Origin of the sequence: Paenibacillus sp. NPDC101420 (assembly GCF_050277435.1) — a bacterium.
Classification (GTDB): domain Bacteria; phylum Bacillota; class Bacilli; order Paenibacillales; family Paenibacillaceae; genus Paenibacillus_AQ.
This window is the reverse complement of the sequence record NZ_JBNNSE010000008.1, coordinates 168,244-193,206: the sequence shown is the minus strand read 5'-3', so window position 1 is coordinate 193,206 and position 24,963 is coordinate 168,244. Positions and strand designations below refer to the sequence as shown.

Genomic DNA, 24,963 nt, shown 5'->3' with positions numbered 1-24,963 from the left:
CTTTATGGTAAAATACAGGACTAAAGTCTTGAATCCTCCTTAAATATGTTTGTTTTTTCCTTAAAATAGAATTTTTCAAATTTAATCTTTAGGTTCCACATGCACCTGTACATTCATAATATTGTGTAGCTTGCTCATTCTCTCTTCAATGGAGTCACTGATCCTATGACCTTCCACCACTGTAATATTCGCGTCTACCTCCACTACAACATCCACGTGTACATGATTCCCATGAACCCGTGCCTTCACATCTTTAATCCCCTCTACTCCCGGTGTTCGAGCAATCGTACTACGTAGATCCATCAATCTATCTTCATCAAAGCCATCCGTAAGCCGGTAGGTCGAGTCACGAAAAATATCCCATGCCGTCTTAGAGATAATCAGTCCGACAACTACTGCCGCCGCAGAATCAATCCATGGCAGTCCGAACTGAGCACCTACAATCCCAACAGCAGCACCTATACTAACCATAGCATCGGAAAAATTATCTTTCGCCGCTGCCATAAGTGCACTACTATTTATCTGCTTAGCCAGCCTTTTGTTGTATATGTATACTCCCATCATTGCTACTGCACACACTAGAGCCACACCAGCAGACCATAGCTGCGGGGTTTCCTTTGCACGATCGAAAAAGGACCGCACCGCCTCCACAATCACTTGAATACCTACTACCGCCATAATAAAAGAAGCCAACAATGCAGCTACTGTCTCTGCCCGAAAATGTCCATAAGCATGGTCAGAGTCAGGTGGCTTCCGCGAAATCTTTAGACCAACCAACACGGCTGCAGATGCTACGATGTCAGTTAAATTATTGACTCCGTCCGCGACCAATGCACTAGAGGCGAATAGATAACCGCTAACCAGCTTGAAAGTCGATAAAATGAGGTAAGCCGCTATGCTAACCCAAGCGCCCCGCTCGCCTTTACGTATATCTTCGTAAATATCAACCATTTTGGCTATCTCCTCGTTTTCAGTCTTGTTAGAAAAGAATTCTTTCAATTATTCTTGCCCTTGTAGCAGCATTTAAAAACAATTAGAATAAAGTGAAGGACTTGCTTCAAAGGAGGTTATCATAATGAGCGAAAACAATGAAAAAGGAAAAATCAATTTAGCTGAAGCTATCCGGCAAAAGCTGGAGCAGAAGAAACAACAATCTTCCTCCAAACCTGGATCAACTTTTCAGGCCGGATCCGCTAAACCACTAAAAAGTCAGAATAACAAAAAGCCTAACAACCAACGCCGTCGTACCGGCGGGTCCTAGTACTACTTTATAAACATAAAAGGCTGCGCATCCCTCAGGGACAACGCAGCCTTTTATGCGTTCGCCTGCCTTAAAGGATGGGCTAGAACTCATCAAATTCATAACTGATTCTCTTTATTGTACAATTAGCCAACTGAAAACATGCGCTTTGGGAAACCTCAAGTGATAAGGCTTCCTGTCTTGCAAGCCCCGCGTATACTCCCCGTAGAATTCTACTTGTTAATCCATGTGTAACCGCAATGACCCGCGGAGTGGAGGACAAGCTATCCAGCCAGTCTGTGACACGCTCCTGAACCGCTTCATAGCTCTCTCCATCTGGTGAACGAAAATACCAGTCATACATACTCGTATCCTCAAGACTATTTGGCCAGCCCTGCTCAATTTCCTTGAGCGTTAGCCCTGACCAAGAACCAACGGAAACTTCACTTAACCTGGAATCCGTTTCTATTTTATTGAAATCATAACCTAAGATTTCACACAAAATTTGTGTGCTTTGCAGCGCTCTCCCAAGTGGACTTGAAATCACCTTCCATTCGGAGGGATGCTCCACCGAATAACGAAGCAGCCTCCCCATTTGTCTGACTTGATCCATTCCATGCTCAGTCAGAGGTGAGTCCAATTGGCCTTGGTAACGACCTTGCGTATTAAACTCGGTCTCCCCATGCCTCATAATAAAAATAGTTCTGTCCACATGCTTCACCTACCGTTACCTTTTCAAAATCGAAATTATAAAGACAGCTACCCTAATCCTATCAGGATTAGAGTAGCTGCTTAACGGGTTCCTTCCGCATAACGGAAAGTAAATATTATACTTCTACAGGATACATGCGTTGGCGCATTTCCTTAATTTCAGGATTCTCTAAATACTCATCGTAAGTCATCGTGCGATCAATTACACCTGTAGGTGTGATCTCGATGATACGGTTAGCAATCGTTTGGATGAACTGATGGTCATGGGAAGTAAAGAGAATAGTCCCGTCGAAATCGATCAGTCCGTTATTCAGTGCCGTAATGGATTCCAGATCCAAGTGATTGGTAGGCTCATCGAATACAAGCACGTTCGCACCGTTCAGCATCATCTTCGCCAACATACAGCGAACCTTCTCGCCCCCGGACAATACACTCGCTTTCTTCAGTGCTTCTTCTCCGGCGAACAGCATCCGTCCAAGGAATCCACGCAGGAACGTCTCATCCTGATCTTTAGAATACTGACGCAGCCATTCTACGAGATTCAAGTCCACACCATCGAAATAGCTGGAGTTGTCTTTTGGGAAATAAGCTTGAGTTGTAGTGACGCCCCACGCATATTCACCCGCATCCGCTTCCTGCTCACCCATGATCACATCAAATAGAAGTGATTTAGGCTGGGAGTAAGGACCCACGAAAGCAATCTTATCACCTTTGTTAACTACAAAGCTGATTTCATCAAGAACCTTCTCACCTTCAACCGATTTGGTCAATCCGCTGATCGTCAGAAGCTGCTTACCTGCTTCACGTTCAGGTTTGAAGTTGAGGAACGGATATTTACGGTTAGATGGACGAATGTCATCCAACGTAATTTTCTCGAGTTGTTTCTTACGAGAAGTCGCCTGTTTAGACTTGGAAGCATTGGCCGAGAAACGCTGAATAAAGGCTTGCAGTTCCTTGATCTTGTCTTCCTTCTTCTTGTTCGAATCACGCTGTAAAGCTTGAGCAAGCTGACTGGACTCGTACCAGAAGTCGTAGTTACCAACATACATCTGGATTTTGCCAAAATCAATATCCGCAATATGCGTACATACTTTGTTCAGGAAGTGACGGTCATGGGATACGACGATAACAGTACCTTCATAATCCATGAGGAAGTTCTCTAACCAGCCAATCGATTCTAGATCCAAGTGGTTGGTAGGCTCATCGAGCAGGAGGTTATTTGGACGGCCAAACAAGGCTTGTGCCAAGAGTACCCGTACCTTCTCATTGCCGCTCAGTTCGGCCATTTTCTTATCATGCAGTTCACGCATAATGCCAAGACCGATCAGCATAGCCGCCGCATCCGGCTCTGCATCCCAGCCATTAAGTTCTGCAAATTCGCCTTCAAGCTCACCGGCACGCAGACCATCTGCTTCCGTGAAATCAGACTTCGCATAAAGCGCGTCCTTTTCTTTCATGATTTCATAAAGACGAGTGTGACCCATAATTACTGTTTCAAGTACTGGGAATTCATCGTACTCGAAATGATTCTGCTTCAGAACTGCAAGGCGTTCACCTGGTGTTATATGAACATCACCCGTGTTCGCTTCAATCTCCCCAGACAGAATTTTCAGAAAGGTTGATTTACCAGCACCATTGGCACCAATCAAACCATAGCAGTTACCAGGGGTGAATTTTATGTTTACATCTTCGAAGAGAGCGCGTTTTCCGTAGCGGAGTGTTACGCCGCTTGTGCTAATCATTACGCATTACCATCCTTTTCACTTTAGGGTTTCGGCTCATTATAGCATAAAATCAGTGCAAAAATCCCGTGAAATAGGCATTTAAGCTGATCTCACTCCTACGAAACTTATTCCAACTGTTTTACGGCGACAACTTTTAAGGAGGAATTTTTTCAATTATTCCCCAGATGTGCGATTCTCCTTTTGTACGACCAGTGTTTCTCCATAACCGAGTGTACGAATTCTTTCCTCCGAAATCGCATGTTTAACTCGGGCGTTCTCCATGCGATCCAGTGCTTCCCGGGCGGTATCATCCGCAAGTCTGAAGGTACCGTAATGCATCGGAATCATGGTCTCCGCCCCTACATCTAGGAAAGCTTGAATGGCTTCCTCAGGATTTACATGCTGAGAGGTCATGAACCATTCCGGTTCATAAGCCCCAATCGGCATAAGCGCGATATCGATCTTATAACGACTTCCGATCTCCTTAAAGCCTGGAAAATAACCGCTGTCCCCAGCGAAATAAAGATTCGGAGAAGACTTCTGATTTCCGGAATCAGCGGGCTCCAAGATGTACCCACCCCAATGAGAAGTATTCGTATCCCATGGTGTTCTCCGCGTCCAGTGCTGAGTAGGCACAAAACTAAGCTTGATCTTACCTAGCTTAATCTCCTGCCACCATTCCATTTCCACACAGTTGCGGAACCCTTTTCGAAGCATTTTTCGCTTCAGACCAACAGGAACTACAAGCGTTGTCCCTGCCCGATATAATTTGCGGATAGAGGCGATATGCAAATGGTCATAATGAGAGTGCGAAATCAGAATCAGGTCAATCGGTGGCACTTCGCTAAGTGGAATCCCAGGTTGTCCCAGTCTTTTCTCAAAGCCCAGCCTTCTCGCCCAGATAGGATCTGTAATGATATTCATCCCTTCATATTGAAGGAAAAATGTTGAATGCCCAATCCACGTAATGGTAGACTCCAATCGATTCTCAGACAGATAAGATAATCTGGGCGGCGTATTCGGTACAACATATGAATAGTCCTTCTTCTTGCGACGACGTTCCTCACGCCACTGGCGAAATTCCTTTAATGATTTATCGGTACTTACATTATCGACGTTATGGTAACGAGTTTTAGGCATACAACACCTCTTCTACAGAAGTTTACCGAGCAATCCTAGCTTTAGCGAATATACTACAACTATATTGAACAGCAGCGTATTTTGCAAAATATACAAATAGCATGATAAAGGTTCGCCCTTTTATTCATCACAATTGCAGACTTTAGCGAAATAATAGAAGAGTTCTTTTGGTTTCACACCAGAAATGAGATAATATGTGTATAAAGTATGGCGGTGCATATACCGTTCAAGGGGGAGCTACGTATGAAGATTACTTTTATTGAACCGACTCCAAGTCCAAATACGATGAAGCTACATTTGGACGAAAGTTTAGAACCCGGAATTCGCAGAACCTATACTCCAGAAAGTGAGCGTTCCGCACCTGCTTGGGCACGTGAAATGTTAACGATACCGGGCGTTATTAGCATTTATCATGCTGCTGACTTCGCAGCACTTGAGCGCAAAGGCAATGCCGATTGGGCAGCCATTCTAAGAGAAGTTCAAAGCCGCTTCGCTAACAGCGAAGGTGTAACTGGAGATTGGAGCCTAGCTGACGAGAATGCCGGTGCTCATTTTGGGGAAGCGCAAGTCTTCGTCCAATTATTCCGCGGAATTCCGATGCAAATCCGCGTCAAAACGGGCGCGAATGAAGAGCGCATATCCTTAGCTAACCGCTTTACTAAAGCGGTTATGGATGTGGCTAGCGCCGTGATGATCAAAGAGCGCAAGCTCACCGATTACGGCGTGCGTTATGGCGAGCCCGCGGACATTGCGCGCGAGGTCGAGCAAGAGATCGAGGCAGCGTATCCGCAGGAACGCCTCGACTCCCTCGTGCAGCAAGCCATTGCGCACGGAGCCGAAGGTGAGTTCGTCGAGCAGAGACGAACTCGCACACAGGATGAGCTGCTGCGAGACCTGAAGCATGAGGATTGGCGCGTGCGCTACGCCGCGCTAGAGGATCTTACGCCGACGGCGGAGCTCCTGCCGGAGCTTAAGGCGGCGCTACACGATCCCAAGCTGCATATTCGCAGGCTTGCGGTCGTGTATCTTGGCGACCTTCGCACGCCTGAGGCGATGGAGCTGCTCTATGAGGCGATGGCTGACAGCGCCCCAGCCGTAAGACGTACGGCTGGCGATACGCTGTCCGACATCGGCGATCCTGCCGCCACGCCAGTGATGACGGCGGCGCTAACAGATAAGAGCAAGCTTGTCCGCTGGCGCGCAGCTCGTTTTCTCTACGAAGTTGGTACATCCGAAGCTCAAGATGCGCTCACACTTGCAGCGGATGATCCAGAGTTCGAGGTTGGCCTTCAGGCCAAGATGGCTTTGGAGCGTATCGCCTCAGGTGAAGCCGCAGCAGGCACCGTATGGCAACAGATGTCAGAACGCCGTCGTAATTAACATGGAAGTACCTGATTTTGTCATTGCTTTGAGAAGTAAACTTGCTTTATACTAATTCCTGTTGTTTATAAATGAATGAAGTAAAGATAGCCTCGTCATACTAAGATGAGGTAGAGGTCGCGGATATAAAGAGTACGCGTGTGGAGACGTTAGAGCCGTCTATGAATCACGCCGAAAGGAATATCCGCCGAAGCTTGCGCTGTAGCTCTTACAGCGGTGCAGGCTGGGGCCGTTGCCGAAAGGCACGGAACTGTCACATTGTACAGCCTGCGTAAGTAGCAGACTGCAGTGTGTTGCGCTATCTTCACAGGGAGTATGATGCGGAGCTGTATAGATGGAAGCCGCAGACATAGTTTGCGGCTTCTTTGCGTTTACAGAATTTGTATGTTTCGTACAGTCATCCATAACCTTCTGGAAATCACGAAGTATACCTCCCGCCTTGCGGGAGTCAGCAGCTCAGCACTCCCCGTTCATGAACAGTAAGATTAGATCATAAGGAGTGTCATATTCATGCAGGGCAATCAGCAAAACCCAGCGCAAGGCAACATAAATCAGCCTGCGCTAAAAAAATCGTTCAAAGCAAGACATTTGACCATGATCGCGCTTGGCGGATCTATTGGAACGGGTCTGTTTCTAGCCAGTGGCGGCGCGATCGCTTCAGCAGGACCTGGTGGAGCGCTTCTAGCTTATACGGCTGTGGGTGTAATGGTTTATTTTCTCATGACTAGTCTTGGGGAGCTCGCCACCTATTTACCGGACTCCGGGTCCTTCAGTACCTACGGCACTCGTTTCGTCAGCCCCGCCTTTGGCTTCGCCATCGGCTGGAACTTCTGGTATAACTGGGCGGTTACGATTGCAGCAGAGCTATCAGCGGCTACCGTCATCATTAAATATTGGTTCCCGGACAGCCCTTCCTTTCTCTGGAGTCTGGTGTTCCTACTGCTGATGTTCGGCCTAAACTTCCTATCTGCTCGTGGCTACGGGGAATCAGAATATTGGTTTGCCATTATCAAAATCATTACCGTTATCGCCTTCCTCGTTGTCGGTGTCCTCATGATATTCGGCATTATGGGTGGAGAAGCCGTAGGCTTCAGTAACTTCCAAATCGGGGGCAGCTCCTTCCACGGTGGCTTCTTCGCCTTCGTCGGGGTCTTTATGGCAGCCGGATTCTCCTTCCAGGGTACCGAGCTAATCGGCGTTGCTGCTGGTGAGAGCGAGAACCCACGCCGCAACGTCCCAATTGCGATCCGCCAAGTATTCTGGCGTATATTAATCTTTTATATCCTTGCTATATTTGTAATCGGAATGTTGATTCCTTATACAAATCCAGATCTTCTGCGTGGAGGCATCGATGACATCGGAGTCAGTCCGTTTACGATCGTGTTCAATAAAGCCGGGCTTGCAATTGCTGCATCCGTAATGAATGCCGTCATTCTCAGCTCTGTACTGTCGGCAGGGAACTCTGGAATGTATGCTTCCACCCGTGTCCTGTATGCAATGGCTAAGGATGGCATGGCTCCGCGCGCACTGGGTAAGCTCAATCGCCGTGGTGTCCCTGTTGGCGCTTTGCTAGTAACTACGGCTGTCGGAATGCTCGCCTTTCTCGCTTCATTCTTTGGTGACGGTGCCGTATATAACTGGCTACTGAACGCCTCTGGTATGTGCGGATTTATTAACTGGTTGGGTATTGCGGTCTGCCATTACCGTTTCAGACGTGCTTTTATAGCACAAGGGCATTCGCTAGATGAACTACCTTACCGAGCTAGATGGTTCCCATTCGGACCTATCTTTGCTTTAGGACTTTGTATTGTAGCTATCCTCGGTCAGAATATGGGCGCCTTCTCAGGTGGAAATATCGACTGGTATGGTATCGCCGTTTCCTATATCAGCTTGCCGCTGTTTGTCTTGATCTGGGTAGGCTATCGCTGGTTCCGGAAGAGTAATATTATTCCTTTGGATAAATGCGACCTAAGTACTCACCCAGAATAAAATAGACCCGGTAAAAAACAAAAAAGGACGTCCCGTAGCCACTTAGGCTTATGGGATGTCCTTTTTGGTTATCCTTCTATTCCCAGGTCACAAACACTTTGAGATCGCCCGTATTGTCAAAAGCAGAACTGGAGTAAGATACATCCTCTAGTCCAAGCTTATATAGCTCCTGCAGGTCGTTCTTAAGCTTGGTCCCACTCCCTTGATAACGGAATAATATAGACACCTCACCGGAGGCAATTGCCTTATTCGCTAGCCGAGTCAGATCTCCTACCGAACGTACAATTAGCTCCTCGGCATATAGCTCATAATTGAGATCCTTCTGAAGCTGTTTATAGACAGCCGCATTCTGTCCTCCACGCTCCACAAGCGCAGACAAGGTCTTATGATAACCTACAGAAGCTGCCGGATAAGACTTCGTCCAGCTATGGTCCTGACGCATCTGCGCATCCGTTCTCAAGTAGTATGCAGTGCTAACCACACCTGCTTTATCAGGTGTCGGGTCATCCCAAGTCGTGTCGAGATGATACCACTGTCCATCTAACAGCACAAGATTCCAGGCATGCAACTGGCTACGTCCTCCAGGCTGTTTGGCTGTACCCTCAACGATTTTATTCGTGAATCCAGCCTCCTTTAACAGCTTATAGGTCAACAGCGAATACCCTTGGCAAACGGCGCTGCCACTCTTCAATCCTTCATAAGCCGTATATTTACGATACGAAGTGTCATACTTCAGATGAAGCACAACCCAATCGTGGATAGCCTTCACCTTCTGATGATTGTTCATGCCCGGCGTTATGATCTTCTTCAGCGCAGCCTTCACTTCTTTGTTTACAAAAGCCGTCTGCTCCAGCGTCTCCAAATATTTCACTTCCACCGTAACTTTTACAGAGCTTGCGCTTCCTCGATAAGTATATCCGTAGCTGTCTATAATGTAATACAAATAAGGGTCACTAGCCATCGCTTGATCCAGAGCCGCTTGTATTTTCGTTTTCAAATTTGAAGCTTTGCTCTCATAAGTAAAAGTAATGGTCTCCCTGCGGTTGTTCATTGCACCCGTTAGCTTCTGCGCTACTTCATTTACAGAACGAAGGGTGGGTGAACTCGAAGCCGCATAAGCATGACCCCAGCCCCAATAAATCATCGGTGGAATAGCAGCGAATATAATCACTCCTCCCAGAATGATCTTTACTAATGTGAAGCGTTTTTTCCACATATATATTCCGTTCCTCCGGCTCCTATAGACTTGTAATGAACCCTACCATTTAATAGATAATGAGCGTTTAGGCAAAAAAAGACTGCTCCCTGTAGAATAATTCTACTCTGAGAACAGCCTATATGCTAGAACGATGTGTTTTATTCACTTTGCGGTGTAATGATATAGGTCTCTCCTATAACGGTTTCAAATTCCATCTCTATCCCTATTCGTGAACCATCGGGACTTTGAATGAGCAAAGGCTGGTGACTGTAAATTCTGCATATTTGTCCATGCGTCGAGGTCAGTTCCGCCTTCGTTAAGCGTCCCTTACGCCATTCTATATTTGTGATAAAGCCGCCTCGGGCTATCAAGCCTTTCACACTGCCTTCAGACCACTCTTCTGGAAGAGCGGGTAATAATTCAAGCCCTTCCTGATGACTCTGCAAGAGCATCTCAGCAACTCCGGCCGTAGTTCCGAAGTTACCGTCAATCTGAAATGGAGGGTGATTACCGAATAAATTCGGCAGACTTGAATCTTGCAAAATACGACGTAAACAGCTATACGCACTCTCTCCATCCTTCAAACGCGCATATAGATTAAGTAGCCAGGCTGCACTCCAGCCCGTGTGTCCGCCCCCGCCTTCCAAGCGCTTCTTAAGCGATAACGCTGCCGCCTCTGCTAGCTCTGGTGTGGAGGAAGGACTAATTACATTCCCGGGATATAAATCATACAAATGAGAGACATGGCGGTGCCCAGGCTCTTGTTCAGCAAAATCCTCATTCCATTCACGAATACGTCCGTCCGGTGCAATCCCAGGATGAGCGAGTCGTTCCTGTTTCTGGCGTAGCTCCTGCCTCAGCTGGGCATCGGTATTCAAAATCTCAGCAGCCTGAATGCAATACTTGAACAGCTCAGCGATCAGCGATAAATCCATAGCTGAGCCAGCTGAAACACTGCATGGCGTGCCATCAGCAGTCAAGAATACATTCTCCGGTGAGGTAGACAGACCCGTTGTCCAGCTTCCATCAGGCAGCTCTACCAGCCAATCCAGACAAAATAACGCGGCTCCCTTTAACAAAGGATAAGCTGTGTTGCGCAAATATTCCTCATCTGGACGGAAAGCGTAACGCTCCCACAAATGGCGAGAGAGCCAAACTCCTCCCATTGGCCAAAATGCCCACATCGCCTTGCCGTCTGACGGAGACGTCATACGCCACAAATCTGTATTATGATGCACCGTCCAGCCACGTGCGCCATAATGAATATTTGCTGTACGGCTGCCAGCCACACTAAGCTCCGTAATAAAATCGATTAGAGGTTCATGGCATTCACCCAACCCGCATAACTCGGCTGGCCAATAATTCATTTCAGTGTTTATATTAGTCGTATAATTGCTGTTCCATGGCGGTTGGAGATAGGGATTCCAGATCCCTTGCAAATTCAGAGCTTGCGTCCCCGGCCGTGAGCCAGCAATCATCAGGTAGCGGCCATACTGGAACAGCAGCGCTTCTAGCGCAGAATCTGCCTGCCCCTCCTGGTACCGTGCTAGTCGCTCATCCGTGGGAAGCTCTATCCGGGAGGACGAAGGTGCAAGCGTCAACTCCACGCGGCGGAACAAGGACTGATGATCCTCTAGATGGCGCTGCTTCAGCTCTGCATATCCATTAGAGGACAAAGCCAATTGCTCTAGGCACAACTCCGAAGGCAGCTTACCGCCGCTTCCTGGCATCCGGTCATACCCGGCATAATCGGTTGCTGCAGCTAGGCGGATCGTAATAGAGCGCGCACCTGAAACCAACAACATGCCGTTCTCAGCATTACATTTGCCGCCATCTGTACGGATCTCCATTGCAGCGGCAAAACTTATGCCAAGCCCCTCTTCGTATAATACGGCACGCGGATGATCTCCTACATAATTATCAGCCACATGCGATGGAGCACGACCGGTCATCATCAGCGCGCCATCCGGAGTGATCTCTAGTCGGAAAGGATGCGGCGAAGTCAGAGCCACTGAGAAATCCGGCAAAATACCCAGCCCCTCTTTCCCCTCTGCACGGATATGAATGACTATAAGTTCATCTGGTCTGCTGGCCAAAACTTCGCGCACAATCCTTACATCCCCAGCAGTATAGGATACCGTAGCAAGCGCTTGATCCAAATCAAGCTCCCTCTGATAATCCTCTACAGGACCACCAAGATTGAACTTCATTCGCAAGTCTCCGAGCGGTTGATAGGATTCAGTCCGTCTGCCTAACATTTTGGAATCTACCAGTGCTTCCGCTTCCTTGTATTTCCCCTCTGCCACTAATTGTTTGGCCGGAGTCAAATGGCGCAGCGCCTCATAATTAGCTGTATCCCGCGGAAAGCCCGACCATAAGGTGTCTTCATTTAGTTGAATTAGTTCTTCTTCCGTTCCGCCAAAGATCATACCGCCCAAACGGCCGTTACCCACGGGCAGTGCCTCTTCCCATTCAGCCGCCGGCTGCTTATACCAGAGATCATGCACCCCAGTGTTCTTACTTTCTCCCACGTATATTCCTCCTATCCTATAATTACAGATGAAAAGAAATTGGCGGGAAGCCCGGACTTTCGTTCGGACTTCCCGCCATCTTCATGCTTTTATTTTATTAGCCGTGTTCCAGGAATAATTACTCATTCCAAAGTTTCACGCGTTGTTTAACCAGCTCTTCACGTAAATCTTCAGCTTTCGTCACACCAGCTTTATCCAGTTCAGCCATGTAAGCATCCCAAACTTTGTCGAAATCAGCTGGTTTGGACAAGATGGCTTCAGGAATCCGTTTCCAACTGATATCCTTCAGCTTGTTGTCGAGAACGACAATTTCGCTATCCCCAGGAATCGTGATGTTCCATGCCGCGCCCCAAGGTTTAACTTTGAATTCATCTTCATTTGGGAAGAGGTCTTTCCAAGTTGTTGCTTTATAAGCAGCAAGTGTTTCTTTTTCAACCGCATTGTAGCCTACTGTTACTTGCTCAGGGAAACGAGTGGTATAGTAGTTTCCAGTTGGATCCAATACGCCGTCACCATAGTGAGCGCTAAGCAGAGCGTAGTTTGATCCGACATTGCCAAGTCCTGTTTCTTTTTGGAAATTGGTAGTGTCATTATATTTACGGTTGTTCACATCTTCAGGAATGACGCGTTTGCCGTCAACTACGTTGTAATGCTTGCCTTCGATACCCCAGTTAACCAATACTTGACCTTCATCGGAAGCTAAGTAGTCCAAGAATTTAATTGCACGTACCGGATCTTTAGCATCTACACTGATCCCAATGCCGTTACCACCCATAAAGCCTGTAGGCCAGAAGGAAGTTTCTTTGTACTCTTCAGACAGGGTTACTGGATAGTGTCCGTATCCTTGATCCAGCTTACCTTCAGCTTTCAATGCTCTTTCTCCATCGCCATAACCCCAGTCTTGGTCGATCAAACCAATAACACGGCCGGTAGCGATTTTAGCTTTGTACTGATCATACTTTTGAACGAAGCTTTCCGGGTCAAGCAATCCGATATCGTTCATATGGTTGAGCCAGCGGAAATATTCTTTCTCAGCAGGACGACGGAAGTGATAAGTTACTTCTTGTGTGTCGATATCAATTGCATATTCTCCATCATCAGGAGAGCCTGTAGTAGTGAATGCTGGGTTAGTTACTGTAATGTACATGTACCAATCATCTGCATTTAGGGTCAGACCGATGTTTTTGTTACCATTTTCATCGGTTGGATGTTTTTCCAGGTAAGCCTTGATTACGTTCTCATAATCTTGGACAGTTTTAATTGCAGGATATCCCGCTTCTTTAACAGCACGGTGTTGTAGTTCAAATCCGCCACCAGCATCAAAGTATTTGTTATCAACACCTGCGTACGTAGGAATAGCATAGATCGCGTGGTCATCGTCACTGTAGCGTGAGCGTTTCATGCCTTCTTCGCCTAATACTTTTTTGATGTTCGGAGCATATTTTTCAATCAGATCTGTCAGATCAAGCATTGCGCCTGCATCCACCAGCTTGCTTACGTCGGTCTTGGCACTGATCAGATCCGGATAATCACCGCTCGCTGCGATCAACGCTACTTTCTGAGCAGGGTCACCAACCGCGTATTCAGCATTCAAGGTAACTCCTGTTTTTTCCGTAATCACTTTACCTACTTCATCTTGCATGCCTGTCCAGTTCGGGTTAGGGTCAGCACTGAAGAAAGTCATCGTGAGCGGAGAAGTATCCTCAACCGCATTGGCCGAATTAGCCGCATTCCCCTTATTTGTTGCATTTCCAGCTGCATCTCCAGCTGCATTATTGCCGTTGTTTCCACCACAACCTGCGAGCATGCCGAGCATCATAATAGAAGTAAGTGTAAGTGCCGTTGCTTTAGCTTTTATTTTTCTATTATTCCCCATTACATAAACCCTCCTTAAAATTGTTTATCTATCGTATCACAGATAAATCCTGTTAATACTTATCCCAAAACTTCCCACAAGAAAAGAAAACGGATACAAAACACTCTTAAAGCTTTGGGGAGACTATGCTCCCCTATTAGCTGTGATTAGCTCTTCACAGCGCCAAGTGTCATACCTTGAACAAAATATTTCTGAATGAACGGATACACCAACAAAATTGGCACGGTTACGACAATCGTAATCGCCATCTTGATAGACTCTGGCGAGACCTGATTCGAAGCTAGAGAAGCAATGTTGGAGCGGTAATCGCCACCATTACCACTGGTTGTACTCTGCAGAACCTTCATCAGTTCATATTGGAGTGTTGTCAGATGAGGGCTTGAACCATTATACAAATACGTATCAAACCAAGCATTCCATTGACCTACCGCTAGGAACAGTGCGATTGTTGCTAGGGCCGGCTTCATCAGCGGCAGGATGACACGCCAGTAAATGGTAAAATCATTCGCTCCATCCAGCTTCGCCGATTCCTGCAGTGCATACGGCAGTCCGTCAATGAAGGAGCGGATGACGAAGACGTTAAAGGCACTAACCAGTCCAGGTAATACATAGACTGCAAAGCTGTTCATCATATGGAGATCCTTGATCAGCATGTATATTGGAATCATTCCTCCAGAGATATACATGGTCATCGCCAAGAATGTAGAGACGAACTTGCGGCCTGCGAAATCAGGACGGCTGATCGTAAATGCTAGCATCGAGGCACTGATCAGACCGAACAAAGTACCGACGACTGTCCGCAAAGCGGATATTTTAAACCCGGTGATCAGCCCTGCGAAACTGAAGATTTTTAAGTAATTGTCCCAGGTAAATTCCCGAGGATAAATGGTGATGCCGCCGCGCACACTATCCACTGAATCATTCAGCGAGATAGCAAGCACATTCAGAAACGGATAGATCGTGATTACAACCACGAACAGTATTACAAAGTACACTATGAAGTCAAAGATCCGGTCTGACCACGACTTTCCGGTGATAGCTGTGTTTCCCACTGTAACGCTCTCCTTTCATGAAAAGGGCAATATTGCAGCCACGATTGGTAGAAGGGCCTTCTGTGTTACAGAAGGCTCTCTTTAGTTGTACGCTTGAAGATTCCATTAATCGTAAACAGCAGGATTACACTGATCACTGAGTTGAATATATTGATCGCGGTACCGTAGGAATATCTCGCCATGCCTAGTCCGTATTTCAGAGAGTACAGATCCAGCACCTGAGAGTAGTCGGTAACGAGGTTATTTCCAAGCAAGAATTGCTTCTCAAAGCCGATATTCAGCAAATTACCAATCGACATAATAAGTAGCACTGTAATGGTCGGCCGGATACCAGGAAGAGTAATATGCCATACCTGGCGGAGCCTGCTGGCACCGTCCACTCGAGCCGCTTCGTACAGTTCAGGTCCAATACCCGAGATGGCTGCAAGGTAGATGATCGCATTCCATCCGGTTTCTTTCCACACATCTGATAAAGTAACGATTCCCCAGAAGAGATGGCCCTGAGCCATGAACTGGATAGGTGAGTCTATAAATCCAATTGTTAACAAGAGATCGTTTACAAGACCATTTTCGCTAGATAACATTTTAGTTACAATTCCCGCTGCAACCACCCATGATACAAAGTGAGGCAAATACGAGACGGTCTGAGCAAAACGTTTAAAAAATCCAAGACGCAATTCATTGAGCAATATTGCAAACGTTATCGGAAAGATAAAGCCTGCGACCAAGCCCATTCCGCTCATCGCTAGCGTGTTACGCAGCGCCAGAAGAAATTGCGAGTCACTGAACAGTGTCTTAAAGTGTTCAAAACCTACCCATTCTTGTTCAAAAAAGCCACGTGCGGGCTTGTACTTTTGAAAAGCCATCGTCCAGCCCCATAATGGGAGATAACTGAAGACGAATGCCCAGATTACAAAAGGTATCGACATCAGCCACAAATACTTTTGATTCTTAAAGCTTCTCCAAAACCGTCCTCCTGAAGCAGGCTTTTTGTTGCGCATTCGGGTGTCCGGCGGGATTTGAGCAGTTACTGTGTCCGCTTTCATAAAGCCCCTCCTCTCTATGCCTTAATTCTAAAACTTTGTAAGCGATTGCAGTACCCTATAAATTCGACTTAAAATCAGGTGAAAATTAGAGATTTTTGTCCGGGGTGAATTCTCATTTCGGCTCATCGACACAGGGGGGCTAATGCTGCTGGCGTCTACATTATTCTTTGAATTGGACTCCTAAAAACACTTTGCTTGCTGGATATTAGTCACTACGAGGAATGTTCGAACTTTTTGATCGCTGGTTCTTCGAAATTTCTAACTAGGCTTCTGGTAACCAGCCACTACGCGGAATATTTGGACTTCCGATCGCTGTTATCCTCAGATTTCCTGATTTGAACCGCTTCTCGCGGTAGAAATCCGAGGATAGCATATGCTTTCGAAGCTAGCTTTTCTACGAAAAGCTTTCGGGCGAACGCTCCGCTTCTACAGTTCCAAATATTCCTCTTCGTTCTTCTACCAGTCACCAATTTAAAATTAGAAGCTTTCAACGCTTCTACAGTTTCAAAAATCCCTCTTCGCTCCTTTACCAGCAGATTTTATTGAACCAAAAATCAAAAGAAACTGCATTAACCCTTCACCCGCATAAGCTTAAGCAGGTGTCTATTTAACTACATTAATACTTCACCACGTACAATTGGTGGGAGTAGGGAAAACAAAAAAAGACCCGTGGACTGAAGTTCAGAAAACCACCTGAACTCAGCCACGGGTATAACAGACAAGACAAGAATACCACACCATCCTTAGATGCTTTTACGATAAGAAGTTGGTGAGATTCCTACATATTTACGGAACTTAGCGTTGAAATAATCAGGGTTCATATACCCTACCTTCTCAGCCACCTCGTATACTTTCATCCCTTGCGTCAGAAATTCCTTAGCCTTCTCAATCCGCACTTTGTCCACGTACGTATTGAAGTATTCTCCTGTGGTGTTCTTGAACATTTTACCGAGATAAGCGCTGTTGTAGCAGAATAACTCGGATAAGGTCTCCAGCTTTAGGTTCTCATTGTAGCGACGGTTGATTATTTCTGTGATCTTCTTAATTTCATTTCCACGCCCACTGGTCATCTGACCCGCAATTTCTTCGAGAAATGAGACAGCCTGATCCTGCAAATCAGACAAATAATAACTTTGATAAAGCTCCCCTATTGGAGGGGAATGCTCTGCTGCATAAGTGCGAATTTCCGGATACGTAGGCTCCAGACGGGCCAGGACAGTACTAAGGAGTCTCACAAAGGTCTCTTTAATTCGCAATTCGTCGCTGCCCGCAGATACAAGTTCAGCACAGATAGTCAGCACTATCGGTCGAATCGCGCTCAGACTTCCGGTTTCTACTGCAAGCAGCAGACGACTCTCCGTCTCCTGATCCTCTTCAGTCTTCTCCTTCATCTCCATCAGAAATCCTGAAGGATCTGTACTGATGATGATCCCCTTTTTGAAGAAGAAGGAACGTCTTAACAGTTCACGTGCTGAATTAAACGATTCTCCCACCATTTCAGGTCGAGGTACTACTCCCCCCGCTACTGCAATGAAGTCGTAACCCTTTGGTTCTATCACTGCAGATAATCCCTTATATAATTCTTCCCGCTTGCTCACGCTCTGGTCCGGATCCTTCATGAGAATGCCCAAATACTGTGACAATGTAAAGAATGATGCATTAGGATGATTACTAAAATGCTGTTCCATTACTGTTTTGATTCCCCGGAGATCCTCATCATTTGCACCAGCTGTTTTTCTTAACTCAATGAGAATGACTTCATAATTTCCCTGATCGAGTCCTAGCGCATCCACATGTCTGCTAAGGTCCTCCTCCAGTTCTTCCTCTGAGGTTGGCTGTAGAAGCGCTCGGAGTAAAGTTTCCCTATTACGAGCGGGCTCCTCCTCATTCCAGTCACTGAACCGCTGCTCCTGCTCAATCGTTTCATGTAGCTGTTCCAGACATACGATCATCTCATCCTCATCCACTGGCTTCAGCAAATAGCCGTCGATCCGATATCCAATCGCCCGCTTAGCATATTCAAAATCAGCATGTCCACTCAAAATGAGTACATGACTTTCTGAGCCTTCTTTACGAAGCTCACTAATCATTTCCAGACCATCCATTCCAGGCATACGAATATCAGCAACGATCAGCTCCGGGTAGAAGGTATGATACTTTTCAAGTGCTTGCAAGCCATTAGCTGCTGTAGCTACCACCGTATAACCGAGCTTCTCCCAAGGGATCAGACTTCGAAGTCCTTCCCGTAGCTTCGGCTCATCATCGACAATCATCACTTTTATCATAGATTGTTGTCCTCCATTGGTATGCAGAAGAAAATAACCGTTCCTACATTAGGTCTACTTTCAATCGTTAGCCCATATTCTGCGCCGTAGGATAGTTTTAGCCGGTCATGTACATTACGAAGTCCAATTCGCTCACCTTCACGCTCTTCCTTACGCTCAAGCGTGTTCAGTAATTCCTCCAGCTGAATTGGAGATATTCCTACTCCGTTATCTGTAATCGTAAATTTAGCATGATCCCCAACTTGTACAACTTCCACCGTCACAAATGCACCTTCCATCTTATTATCCAGTCCGTGGATTACTGCGTTCTCAACGAGTGGCTGAATAAGAAGCGGGGGCATGTAAAGAGATTCAACGGCAGGGTCTACAGTAAATTGATATTTCAACCTCTCCTCATAACGGAATTGCTGAATATCCAAGTAACAACGTACCACTTCTAATTCCTGACTAAGCAAAATTTTACTTCGGCCTACCTCCAGGTTACTGCGCATCATTTTACCTAGAAGACGTACCACACGGGCAATTTCCACTTGCCCCTTCATGTGAGCTTCCATCCGAATCGCTTCTAGTGCATTGAATAAGAAATGCGGGTTAATCTGGCTGGCCAGCATTTTGAATCTAATATCATTTTGTTTCTGTTCCAGCAGACTATTCTGTGCATTGGATTCCTGTACCTCATACATCAAATCATTAATGCTGCGTACCATGGAATTGAATTGACGAGCTAACAGGGCGATTTCATCCTTGCCATCAATCTTTAATGTCGTATCAAAATCCCCAGTACTGACTCGGTTAATATGTCTGCTTAAATGCAGCAATCGTCGTGAAAACAAAGAGGAGAAGCTATATATAATTAAAAAGGCCAATAGAACACTTATCGCAACCACAGTAATCGAAAGCTTAATCACTTGATTGGGTTCTTTAACTATACTTTCAATCGAAAAAACAGATATAATTCGTAGTGCATTTCGGCTGGCTTGTGGTTTAAGCTCCTCGATCACAATTTTGGAAGCTTCACCATCTACTACTGCTTCATAGCTTCCACTTCCCTGCCCCAAGAGCTTCGTGTCAAAAGAAACATCCACCAGCTTTTTACCTGTCCGATCTTTGCGATTCGCTGCAATGATATTATCTTGATCATCGACGATCATGGTATCAAAAGATTCCTGGCTTAGAATGGATGCAAGCTGCTGACTGTTCACATTAATAACGAGTACACCGATCTTACTGGAGCCCTCCAGCTCGATTTTGCGGACAAGACTTAAATAATTCCGCTTATCACGCTCATCTTCGATATATTCCCAACCGACAAGACTATCGTACCGCTGTGCTCTCTGATACCACTGGCTCTCCTTAATCTCAGGTGAAGGATTGATCAGCTCCCAGTTGTTAAGCAGCGTAGCGTTGTCAGTGTATAAGCGAATGTTGGATATATCTTTATACAACCTTAGATACTCACGCATATCCGAGTAATCGCGGTAAGCTTCCACCACATCATAAGTGCTAACATACTGACGTATGGCAAGTCTCTTCAACCGTGCATCATTGCTCAAGCGATATGCGATATCCTGAGATACACCGATGACTTCTTCTGTTCTTTTCTTTACCCGATCTACGTTGATTGAAGCTTGTTCCAGTGCGCTCTGAAACGCCATGGTCCTCATCTCAAACGTAAGATAACCGCCTACCAGTAATACCGGAAGTAACGTAGTGAGTAAAAAAGCAAGCAACAGCTTATTGCGGATTTTGATGTCATTCAACAGCTTAACAATCCATTGGAACATGGCCTTCCGCCCCCCGAAACCTTCACTATCTCATGCAGAGTTTAACGCTGCCCTGGAGATACCCCATACTTTACAGAAGAAAAATAGGAACGGCAACAACTACGAATACAGCCTATCCTCAGATCAATAAACGAGATGGTCATAAAAAGGGCCTTCGCCATATGCGAAAGACCTTTTTTATCAGACATATCAAGCATAAACCCTTCGGCGTCCTTAATTATTGGCGGTACGCTGCCAGCTTGTTATTCAGTTCACGGGTCTGACCGTAGACTTCCTGATAGAGGTTAAATAAACCGTCATAGATCGCCGCTTGCTTCGGATCTGGTTTATACACATCCGCAGGACGGATGAAAGCTTCTGCACATGCACTAAGAGAAGTGAACCAGCCGCTACCGTAAGCTGCCAACATCGCTGCTCCCATAGCCGGACCCTGCTCACTTTCAAGCTTCACGATGGATGCATTGAAAATATCTGCTTGCATCTGGAGCCATGCCTCATTTTTAGCCCCGCCACCGATCGCAATGATTTCTGTAATCTCTTTGCCTGAATCACGTACAATCTCAATAGATTCACGTAGCGAAAAGGTAATGCCTTCTAATACAGAACGTGTAAAGTGAGTCAACGTATGCCCTGAATCCATACCAATAAAGCTTCCGCGAATATTCGCATCTGGATGAGGTGTACGTTCCCCTACGATATAAGGTGTAAAGAGCAGTCCGCCGCTACCCGCTGGAATGGAAGCTACTCCACTTAGCAATTCATCAAAGCTTTTGTCTGCCGCAAAGGTTTCTTTGAACCATGTAAGGCTATGACCAGCCGCTAGAGTAACGCCCATGATATAGTAGGCATCTTTTTCACCATGGTTGAAGAAATGGACTTTGCCTTCGAGATTTAAATCTTTGTTGCTCTCATAGGAAAGAACTACACCAGATGTACCAATACTGCACATCGTCCGACCTTCACCAAGGACACCTGCTCCAAGTGCTCCACATGCATTATCCGCACCACCAGCAAATACCTTTGTTGATGATAAAAGACCTGATGCTTCCGCAATATCCGGCAATAACGTTCCTGTCTGTTCAAAGGACTCTACCAGTCTAGGACAAAGGGAAAGCGGCAGTTCAAAAGCTTCAGCAATTTCAGCACTCCACGTTTTAGAACCTACATCTAATAGAAGCGTTCCTGCAGCATCGGAATAATCCATCGCATAATCACCGGTCAACCGGAGACGGACATAGTCTTTTGGCAACAGGAACTGATGCGCTTGTGATAATACCTCAGGTTCATTCTCTTGTACCCATAGAATTTTAGGAAGTGTGAAGCCTTCCAGCGCACGGTTTCTAGCAACCTCAATAAGCTTTGCTCCGAGCGTCTTCTCAATTCTTCTGCACTGTGCAGTAGTACGAGTATCATTCCAAAGAATGGCCGGACGAAGCACTTGCCCTTCCTTATCCACTAGTACCAATCCGTGCATTTGCCCGGAGAAGCTAAGACCATCAACTTGTGATGGGTCTATGCCCGATACTTCAATCAGACGACGAAGACTGACCAGCGTGCCTTTTACCCAGTCCTCAGGATTTTGTTCGCTCCAGTTCGGCTGCGGTCTGCTTAGCGGGTAGGACTCGGAATGCTCAAAAGCCACCTTGCCCTGTGGGTCCACTAGAACAGTCTTCACTGCGCTAGTGCCCAAATCTACACCTATAACGTATTTCATTTTTGACCTCCTAAAAGTTTTATGGAGCTTAGCTACTTGATTCTCTTCGCAATAAAACTTACTTCGTAAGCATACTGCTTAGTTTTATGAGCATAGGCTTCATTGAATTACTTCGAGTAAAACTTACTTCGTAAGCATCCACTTAGTTTTATGAGCGTTTCTAGAATATCTTTGTACAAAAAGGGGGCTGCCGAAGAATGCTCTCTTCAGCAACCCCCGTTGCATTTGTTCAAACTGGATTTAAAGCCTAAGCTTCAAGCTCCCTGTAAAGACTACTCAGCCAAGATGTATTGGTTAAGGGTAGCTCTCAAGTATTCTTGGCGTCCGGATTGGTTAGGACGTGGGTTCTCATTGTTCAAAGCATATTCAGCCAAGGAAGCCAAAGTTGCTTTGCCGGATACGATGTCCGCACCAACGCCTTCATTGAAGCTGCTATAACGTTTTTCAACGAAATCTTCGAATACGCGATCTTCGATCAATTTAGCAGCTACTTTCAAGCCTTTTGCATAAGTATCCATACCAGCGATATGTGCTAGGAACAGATCTTCAGGCTCAAAGGAAGGACGACGTACTTTAGAGTCAAAGTTGATTCCGCCTTTGCCAAGACCATCATTCTTGAGTACTTCATACAGTGTAAGTGTTGCATCGTAGATGTTAACTGGGAATTCATCTGTATCCCATCCGAGCAATGTATCACCTTGGTTAGCATCAAGCGATCCGAGCATGCCGTTGATACGAGCTACACGAAGCTCATGTTCAAAAGTATGACCTGCAAGCGTAGCATGGTTAGCTTCAAGGTTCAGCTTGAAGTGCTTGTCGAGATTGTATTTTTGTAAGAAAGAGATCGTTGTTGCTGCATCGAAATCATATTGATGTTTCGTAGGCTCTTTTGGTTTAGGCTCGATCAGGAATTGACCGTCAAAGCCGATTTCCTTAGCGTAATCTACAGCCATGCTGAACAGACGAGCAATGTTGTCTTGTTCAAGACCCATATCTGTATTCAGCAATTCTTCGTAACCCTCACGACCGCCCCAGAATACATAGTTGCTAGCGCCCAGACGTTTACCAACTTCCAGACCTTTCTTCACTTGTGCTGCTGCATGTGCGAAAACATCAGCGTTAGGTGTAGAACCTGCACCGTGCATGTAACGTGGGTTAGTGAACATATTAGCTGTATTCCACAACAATTTCTTGCCGGAAGTCTTCATGCCTTGTTCAAGGATATCAACGATAGTGTCGATGTTGCTGTAGAATTCACGCAAAGATGCGCCTTCAGGTGCGATATCTACATCATGGAAGCAGAAGTAAGGCAGATCCATCTTGTCCATAAATTCAAATGCTGCTTCAGCGCGAGCCTTAGCTTTGTCCAGACCGTTCAATTTGTTCCAGCTGCGAATTGCTGTTTCAGCGCCAAACGGATCAGAACCGCCAGCAGTTAATGTATGCCAATAAGCCATTGCAAATTTCAGATGTTCTTCCATAGTTTTGCCGGCTACGACTTCTTTAGGATTGTAAAATTTAAATGCGAAAGGGTTGGTGGAACGGCTTCCCTCGTAAGAGATTTTGTTCACTGTCTCAAAATAAGCCATTGTGTAATCCTCCTCAATTTGTGCTTCGCCCGCAAGCGTTTACAGGATCATCTTAACACATCTTTTGGACTTTGTATATTGGTTAAACAAAGTTTTGATAAGTTTTTTATGACCATTTTTTGGGACCCTGTCTAGCCTCCTCTCTCCTCTTCCCAAATATAGGAGATCCCTGTTGGAAAATTTCCTCTGGACGCTACGTATTGCAATTTGCAGCACATCACTCTAGACTAAGTGGCATGCAACAAATGGGAACTATGCCAAGCTAAAACGCCTTTAGCGTCCTTTTAAGGACGGTAAGCGTTTATGCGAGAATTATAAGGAGAAAGTATACCGTGAAGCTTATACTTTCTTATAATTTAAGAAGGATGTGTGATTTGTGAAGGTTACTGGAGACCAAGCGCTGGTCAAAAAAATAAATAAATCGATTGTACTACATACCATTCGAAGACACTCTCCACTCTCGCGCGCGAAGGTCTCAGAGATGACCGGACTGAATAAAGCTACTGTGTCCAATTTGGTAGCCGAGCTGTGCACGCAAGAATTGGTAACTGAAGTCGGACCTGGGGAATCAAGCGGTGGCCGCAAACCGTTAATGCTGCATTTTAACACGATGGCTGGTAGTGTAATCGGCATAGAATTACGGGTAAAGCAGCTAACAGCGGTCTTATGTGATCTGAGCGGGGGCATTCTTTACGAAAGCGATTTTTCTTTAGAAAACCATGATTTCCCTTACGTTCTGGAACAAATGAAAAAACTTATCTCAGGCTTGATTATCAACGCTCCAGAATCCCCTTACGGCATCGTCGGCATCGGAGTAGGTGTCCCCGGGATGGTGGATGAAAATGGTGTTGTACTCTTCGCTCCCAACCTTGGCTGGGAAATGGTCGAGCTGCGAGCGATACTCGAAGCTGAATTTTCCGTTCCTGTCACCATTGATAACGAAGCGAACGCGGGTGCACAGGGTGAACTCAACTTTGGAGCGGCACGAGAGGTAAGGCATCTCCTTTACATCAGTGCGGGATCAGGGATCGGATCTGGAATTATTATTGGTGGAGAACTATACAAGGGTGCTAGAGGATATGCCGGCGAAACCGGACATATGACGATTGAAGCCCAAGGCAAGCCTTGCAGTTGCGGGAGTCGTGGCTGTTGGGAGTTATATGCCTCTGAGAAAACTTATGATAATCCCGATCTCTCCCTCCCTGCCCATACTACGCCAGAGCTGGTTCGCTATGCAGCCAGCGGGCAAGAAGACGCCCTGCATCACTTCTCAACGATGGGTGAATATCTCGGTATAGGGGTGACCAATCTAATCAATAGCTTCAATCCAGAGCTTATTGTGATCGGTGGGGCATTGTCTGAGGCTGAAGAATGGCTAGGCGAACCGCTGCGCCGGGTTGTAGCTGAGCGTACTCTTCCTTACCATAAGCAGCAACTCGAAATTACATTCTCTAAGCTCGGCAGCCGTGGAACGATGATCGGCGCAGGTTTCTCTGCTGTTATGCATTTCCTGGGCGATATTCGGGTGACCCTATAATCCATAACGGTAAGCGAAGCGTTTATGTGAGAAATATAAGAATAATTTATAGCGTGGAACATATACATTCTTATATTTTGAAATAATTGACGTAAAATTGACGCATTTGAGTGAATCAAAAGTGCAGTAAAAAGAACAGAAATCCTATATAATAAAGGTCAAGCTAG

Annotated in this window: 17 protein-coding genes and 1 riboswitch; of the genes, 4 read left to right on the top strand and 13 right to left on the bottom strand. The window is 46.0% G+C overall.

Annotation, left to right across the window (positions count from 1 at the left end; translation table 11 throughout):
* Window positions 1-81: 81 nt before the first annotated feature.
* Entirely contained in the window at window positions 82-951 is an 870-nt protein-coding gene (locus ACQKMP_RS26535; protein ID WP_042191865.1) for a cation diffusion facilitator family transporter, read from the bottom strand.
* A gap of 124 nt (window positions 952-1,075) precedes the next feature.
* Here ACQKMP_RS26535 and ACQKMP_RS26530 point away from each other — a divergent pair, with 124 nt between their 5' ends.
* Window positions 1,076-1,261 (top strand): hypothetical protein, encoded by a 186-nt coding sequence (locus ACQKMP_RS26530; RefSeq protein ID WP_042191867.1) that lies wholly within the window; start codon window positions 1,076-1,078, stop codon window positions 1,259-1,261.
* Between the two features lie 82 nt (window positions 1,262-1,343).
* Here ACQKMP_RS26530 and ACQKMP_RS26525 read toward each other — a convergent pair whose 3' ends face one another.
* The 3 genes from ACQKMP_RS26525 to ACQKMP_RS26515 form a co-directional block, all read right to left on the bottom strand.
* Window positions 1,344-1,952 (bottom strand): histidine phosphatase family protein, encoded by a 609-nt coding sequence (locus ACQKMP_RS26525; protein ID WP_427471894.1) that lies wholly within the window; start codon window positions 1,950-1,952, stop codon window positions 1,344-1,346.
* Window positions 1,953-2,067: 115 nt separating this feature from the next.
* The gene (locus ACQKMP_RS26520; RefSeq protein WP_042131056.1) at window positions 2,068-3,693 is read right to left on the bottom strand and encodes an ABC-F family ATP-binding cassette domain-containing protein; all 1,626 of its coding nucleotides are present in this window, start codon (window positions 3,691-3,693) and stop codon (window positions 2,068-2,070) included.
* 156 nt (window positions 3,694-3,849) lie between these two features.
* Window positions 3,850-4,815 carry an MBL fold metallo-hydrolase gene (locus ACQKMP_RS26515; RefSeq protein WP_042191870.1) on the bottom strand — a complete coding sequence of 322 codons (966 nt, stop codon included), beginning with the start codon at window positions 4,813-4,815 and terminating at the stop codon, window positions 3,850-3,852.
* A 243-nt stretch (window positions 4,816-5,058) separates the two neighbouring features.
* On the opposite strand from ACQKMP_RS26515, the gene ACQKMP_RS26510 reads away from it, so the two are divergent.
* Together ACQKMP_RS26510 and ACQKMP_RS26505 are read left to right on the top strand one after the other, a co-directional pair.
* Entirely contained in the window at window positions 5,059-6,195 is a 1,137-nt protein-coding gene (locus ACQKMP_RS26510) for a virulence factor (protein WP_042191874.1), read from the top strand.
* Window positions 6,196-6,298: 103 nt separating this feature from the next.
* Window positions 6,299-6,504: riboswitch (Lysine riboswitch) on the top strand.
* A 201-nt stretch (window positions 6,505-6,705) separates the two neighbouring features.
* Complete coding sequence (locus tag ACQKMP_RS26505; RefSeq protein WP_042131059.1) at window positions 6,706-8,184, top strand: amino acid permease; 1,479 nt, start codon at window positions 6,706-6,708, stop codon at window positions 8,182-8,184.
* A 76-nt stretch (window positions 8,185-8,260) separates the two neighbouring features.
* Here ACQKMP_RS26505 and ACQKMP_RS26500 read toward each other — a convergent pair whose 3' ends face one another.
* The 9 genes from ACQKMP_RS26500 to xylA all read right to left on the bottom strand — a co-directional run bounded on the left by ACQKMP_RS26500 (window position 8,261) and on the right by xylA (window position 23,259).
* Window positions 8,261-9,400 carry a transglutaminase domain-containing protein gene (locus ACQKMP_RS26500; RefSeq protein WP_427471890.1) on the bottom strand — a complete coding sequence of 380 codons (1,140 nt, stop codon included), beginning with the start codon at window positions 9,398-9,400 and terminating at the stop codon, window positions 8,261-8,263.
* Between the two features lie 140 nt (window positions 9,401-9,540).
* Window positions 9,541-11,913 carry a glycoside hydrolase family 95 protein gene (locus tag ACQKMP_RS26495; protein ID WP_427471888.1) on the bottom strand — a complete coding sequence of 791 codons (2,373 nt, stop codon included), beginning with the start codon at window positions 11,911-11,913 and terminating at the stop codon, window positions 9,541-9,543.
* Window positions 11,914-12,031: 118 nt separating this feature from the next.
* Entirely contained in the window at window positions 12,032-13,789 is a 1,758-nt protein-coding gene (locus ACQKMP_RS26490; RefSeq protein WP_076285489.1) for an ABC transporter substrate-binding protein, read from the bottom strand.
* Between the two features lie 146 nt (window positions 13,790-13,935).
* Window positions 13,936-14,841, bottom strand: a complete 906-nt coding sequence (locus tag ACQKMP_RS26485; RefSeq protein ID WP_042191881.1) for a carbohydrate ABC transporter permease — start codon at window positions 14,839-14,841, stop codon at window positions 13,936-13,938.
* Between the two features lie 65 nt (window positions 14,842-14,906).
* Entirely contained in the window at window positions 14,907-15,842 is a 936-nt protein-coding gene (locus ACQKMP_RS26480) for an ABC transporter permease (RefSeq protein WP_231573511.1), read from the bottom strand.
* 788 nt (window positions 15,843-16,630) lie between these two features.
* Window positions 16,631-18,172 (bottom strand): response regulator, encoded by a 1,542-nt coding sequence (locus ACQKMP_RS26475; RefSeq protein WP_427471885.1) that lies wholly within the window; start codon window positions 18,170-18,172, stop codon window positions 16,631-16,633.
* Window positions 18,169-19,956 carry a sensor histidine kinase gene (locus tag ACQKMP_RS26470; RefSeq protein ID WP_076285491.1) on the bottom strand — a complete coding sequence of 596 codons (1,788 nt, stop codon included), beginning with the start codon at window positions 19,954-19,956 and terminating at the stop codon, window positions 18,169-18,171. The genes ACQKMP_RS26475 and ACQKMP_RS26470 overlap by 4 nt, the downstream gene beginning before the upstream one ends.
* Before the next feature lie 217 nt (window positions 19,957-20,173).
* Complete coding sequence (gene xylB, locus ACQKMP_RS26465; protein WP_339798647.1) at window positions 20,174-21,670, bottom strand: xylulokinase; 1,497 nt, start codon at window positions 21,668-21,670, stop codon at window positions 20,174-20,176.
* 272 nt (window positions 21,671-21,942) lie between these two features.
* Window positions 21,943-23,259, bottom strand: coding sequence for a xylose isomerase (gene xylA, locus ACQKMP_RS26460; RefSeq protein WP_042131068.1), 1,317 nt, complete (start codon window positions 23,257-23,259; stop codon window positions 21,943-21,945).
* A 376-nt stretch (window positions 23,260-23,635) separates the two neighbouring features.
* On the opposite strand from xylA, the gene ACQKMP_RS26455 reads away from it, so the two are divergent.
* Window positions 23,636-24,796, top strand: coding sequence for an ROK family transcriptional regulator (locus ACQKMP_RS26455; protein WP_339267246.1), 1,161 nt, complete (start codon window positions 23,636-23,638; stop codon window positions 24,794-24,796).
* Window positions 24,797-24,963 lie beyond the last annotated feature (167 nt).

Bases quoted from the DNA above. Each gene is read 5' to 3' on its own strand.
- ACQKMP_RS26535 (WP_042191865.1), bottom strand. From the start codon at position 951: ATGGTTGATATTTACGAAGATATACGTAAAGGCGAGCGGGGCGCTTGG.
- ACQKMP_RS26530 (WP_042191867.1), top strand. From the start codon at position 1,076: ATGAGCGAAAACAATGAAAAAGGAAAAATCAATTTAGCTGAAGCTATC.
- ACQKMP_RS26520 (WP_042131056.1), bottom strand. From the start codon at position 3,693: ATGATTAGCACAAGCGGCGTAACACTCCGCTACGGAAAACGCGCTCTC.
- ACQKMP_RS26515 (WP_042191870.1), bottom strand. From the start codon at position 4,815: ATGCCTAAAACTCGTTACCATAACGTCGATAATGTAAGTACCGATAAA.
- ACQKMP_RS26510 (WP_042191874.1), top strand. From the start codon at position 5,059: ATGAAGATTACTTTTATTGAACCGACTCCAAGTCCAAATACGATGAAG.
- ACQKMP_RS26505 (WP_042131059.1), top strand. From the start codon at position 6,706: ATGCAGGGCAATCAGCAAAACCCAGCGCAAGGCAACATAAATCAGCCT.
- ACQKMP_RS26500 (WP_427471890.1), bottom strand. From the start codon at position 9,400: ATGTGGAAAAAACGCTTCACATTAGTAAAGATCATTCTGGGAGGAGTG.
- ACQKMP_RS26490 (WP_076285489.1), bottom strand. From the start codon at position 13,789: ATGGGGAATAATAGAAAAATAAAAGCTAAAGCAACGGCACTTACACTT.
- ACQKMP_RS26480 (WP_231573511.1), bottom strand. From the start codon at position 15,842: ATGCGCAACAAAAAGCCTGCTTCAGGAGGACGGTTTTGGAGAAGCTTT.
- ACQKMP_RS26475 (WP_427471885.1), bottom strand. From the start codon at position 18,172: ATGATAAAAGTGATGATTGTCGATGATGAGCCGAAGCTACGGGAAGGA.
- ACQKMP_RS26470 (WP_076285491.1), bottom strand. From the start codon at position 19,956: ATGTTCCAATGGATTGTTAAGCTGTTGAATGACATCAAAATCCGCAAT.
- xylB (WP_339798647.1), bottom strand. From the start codon at position 21,670: ATGAAATACGTTATAGGTGTAGATTTGGGCACTAGCGCAGTGAAGACT.
- xylA (WP_042131068.1), bottom strand. From the start codon at position 23,259: ATGGCTTATTTTGAGACAGTGAACAAAATCTCTTACGAGGGAAGCCGT.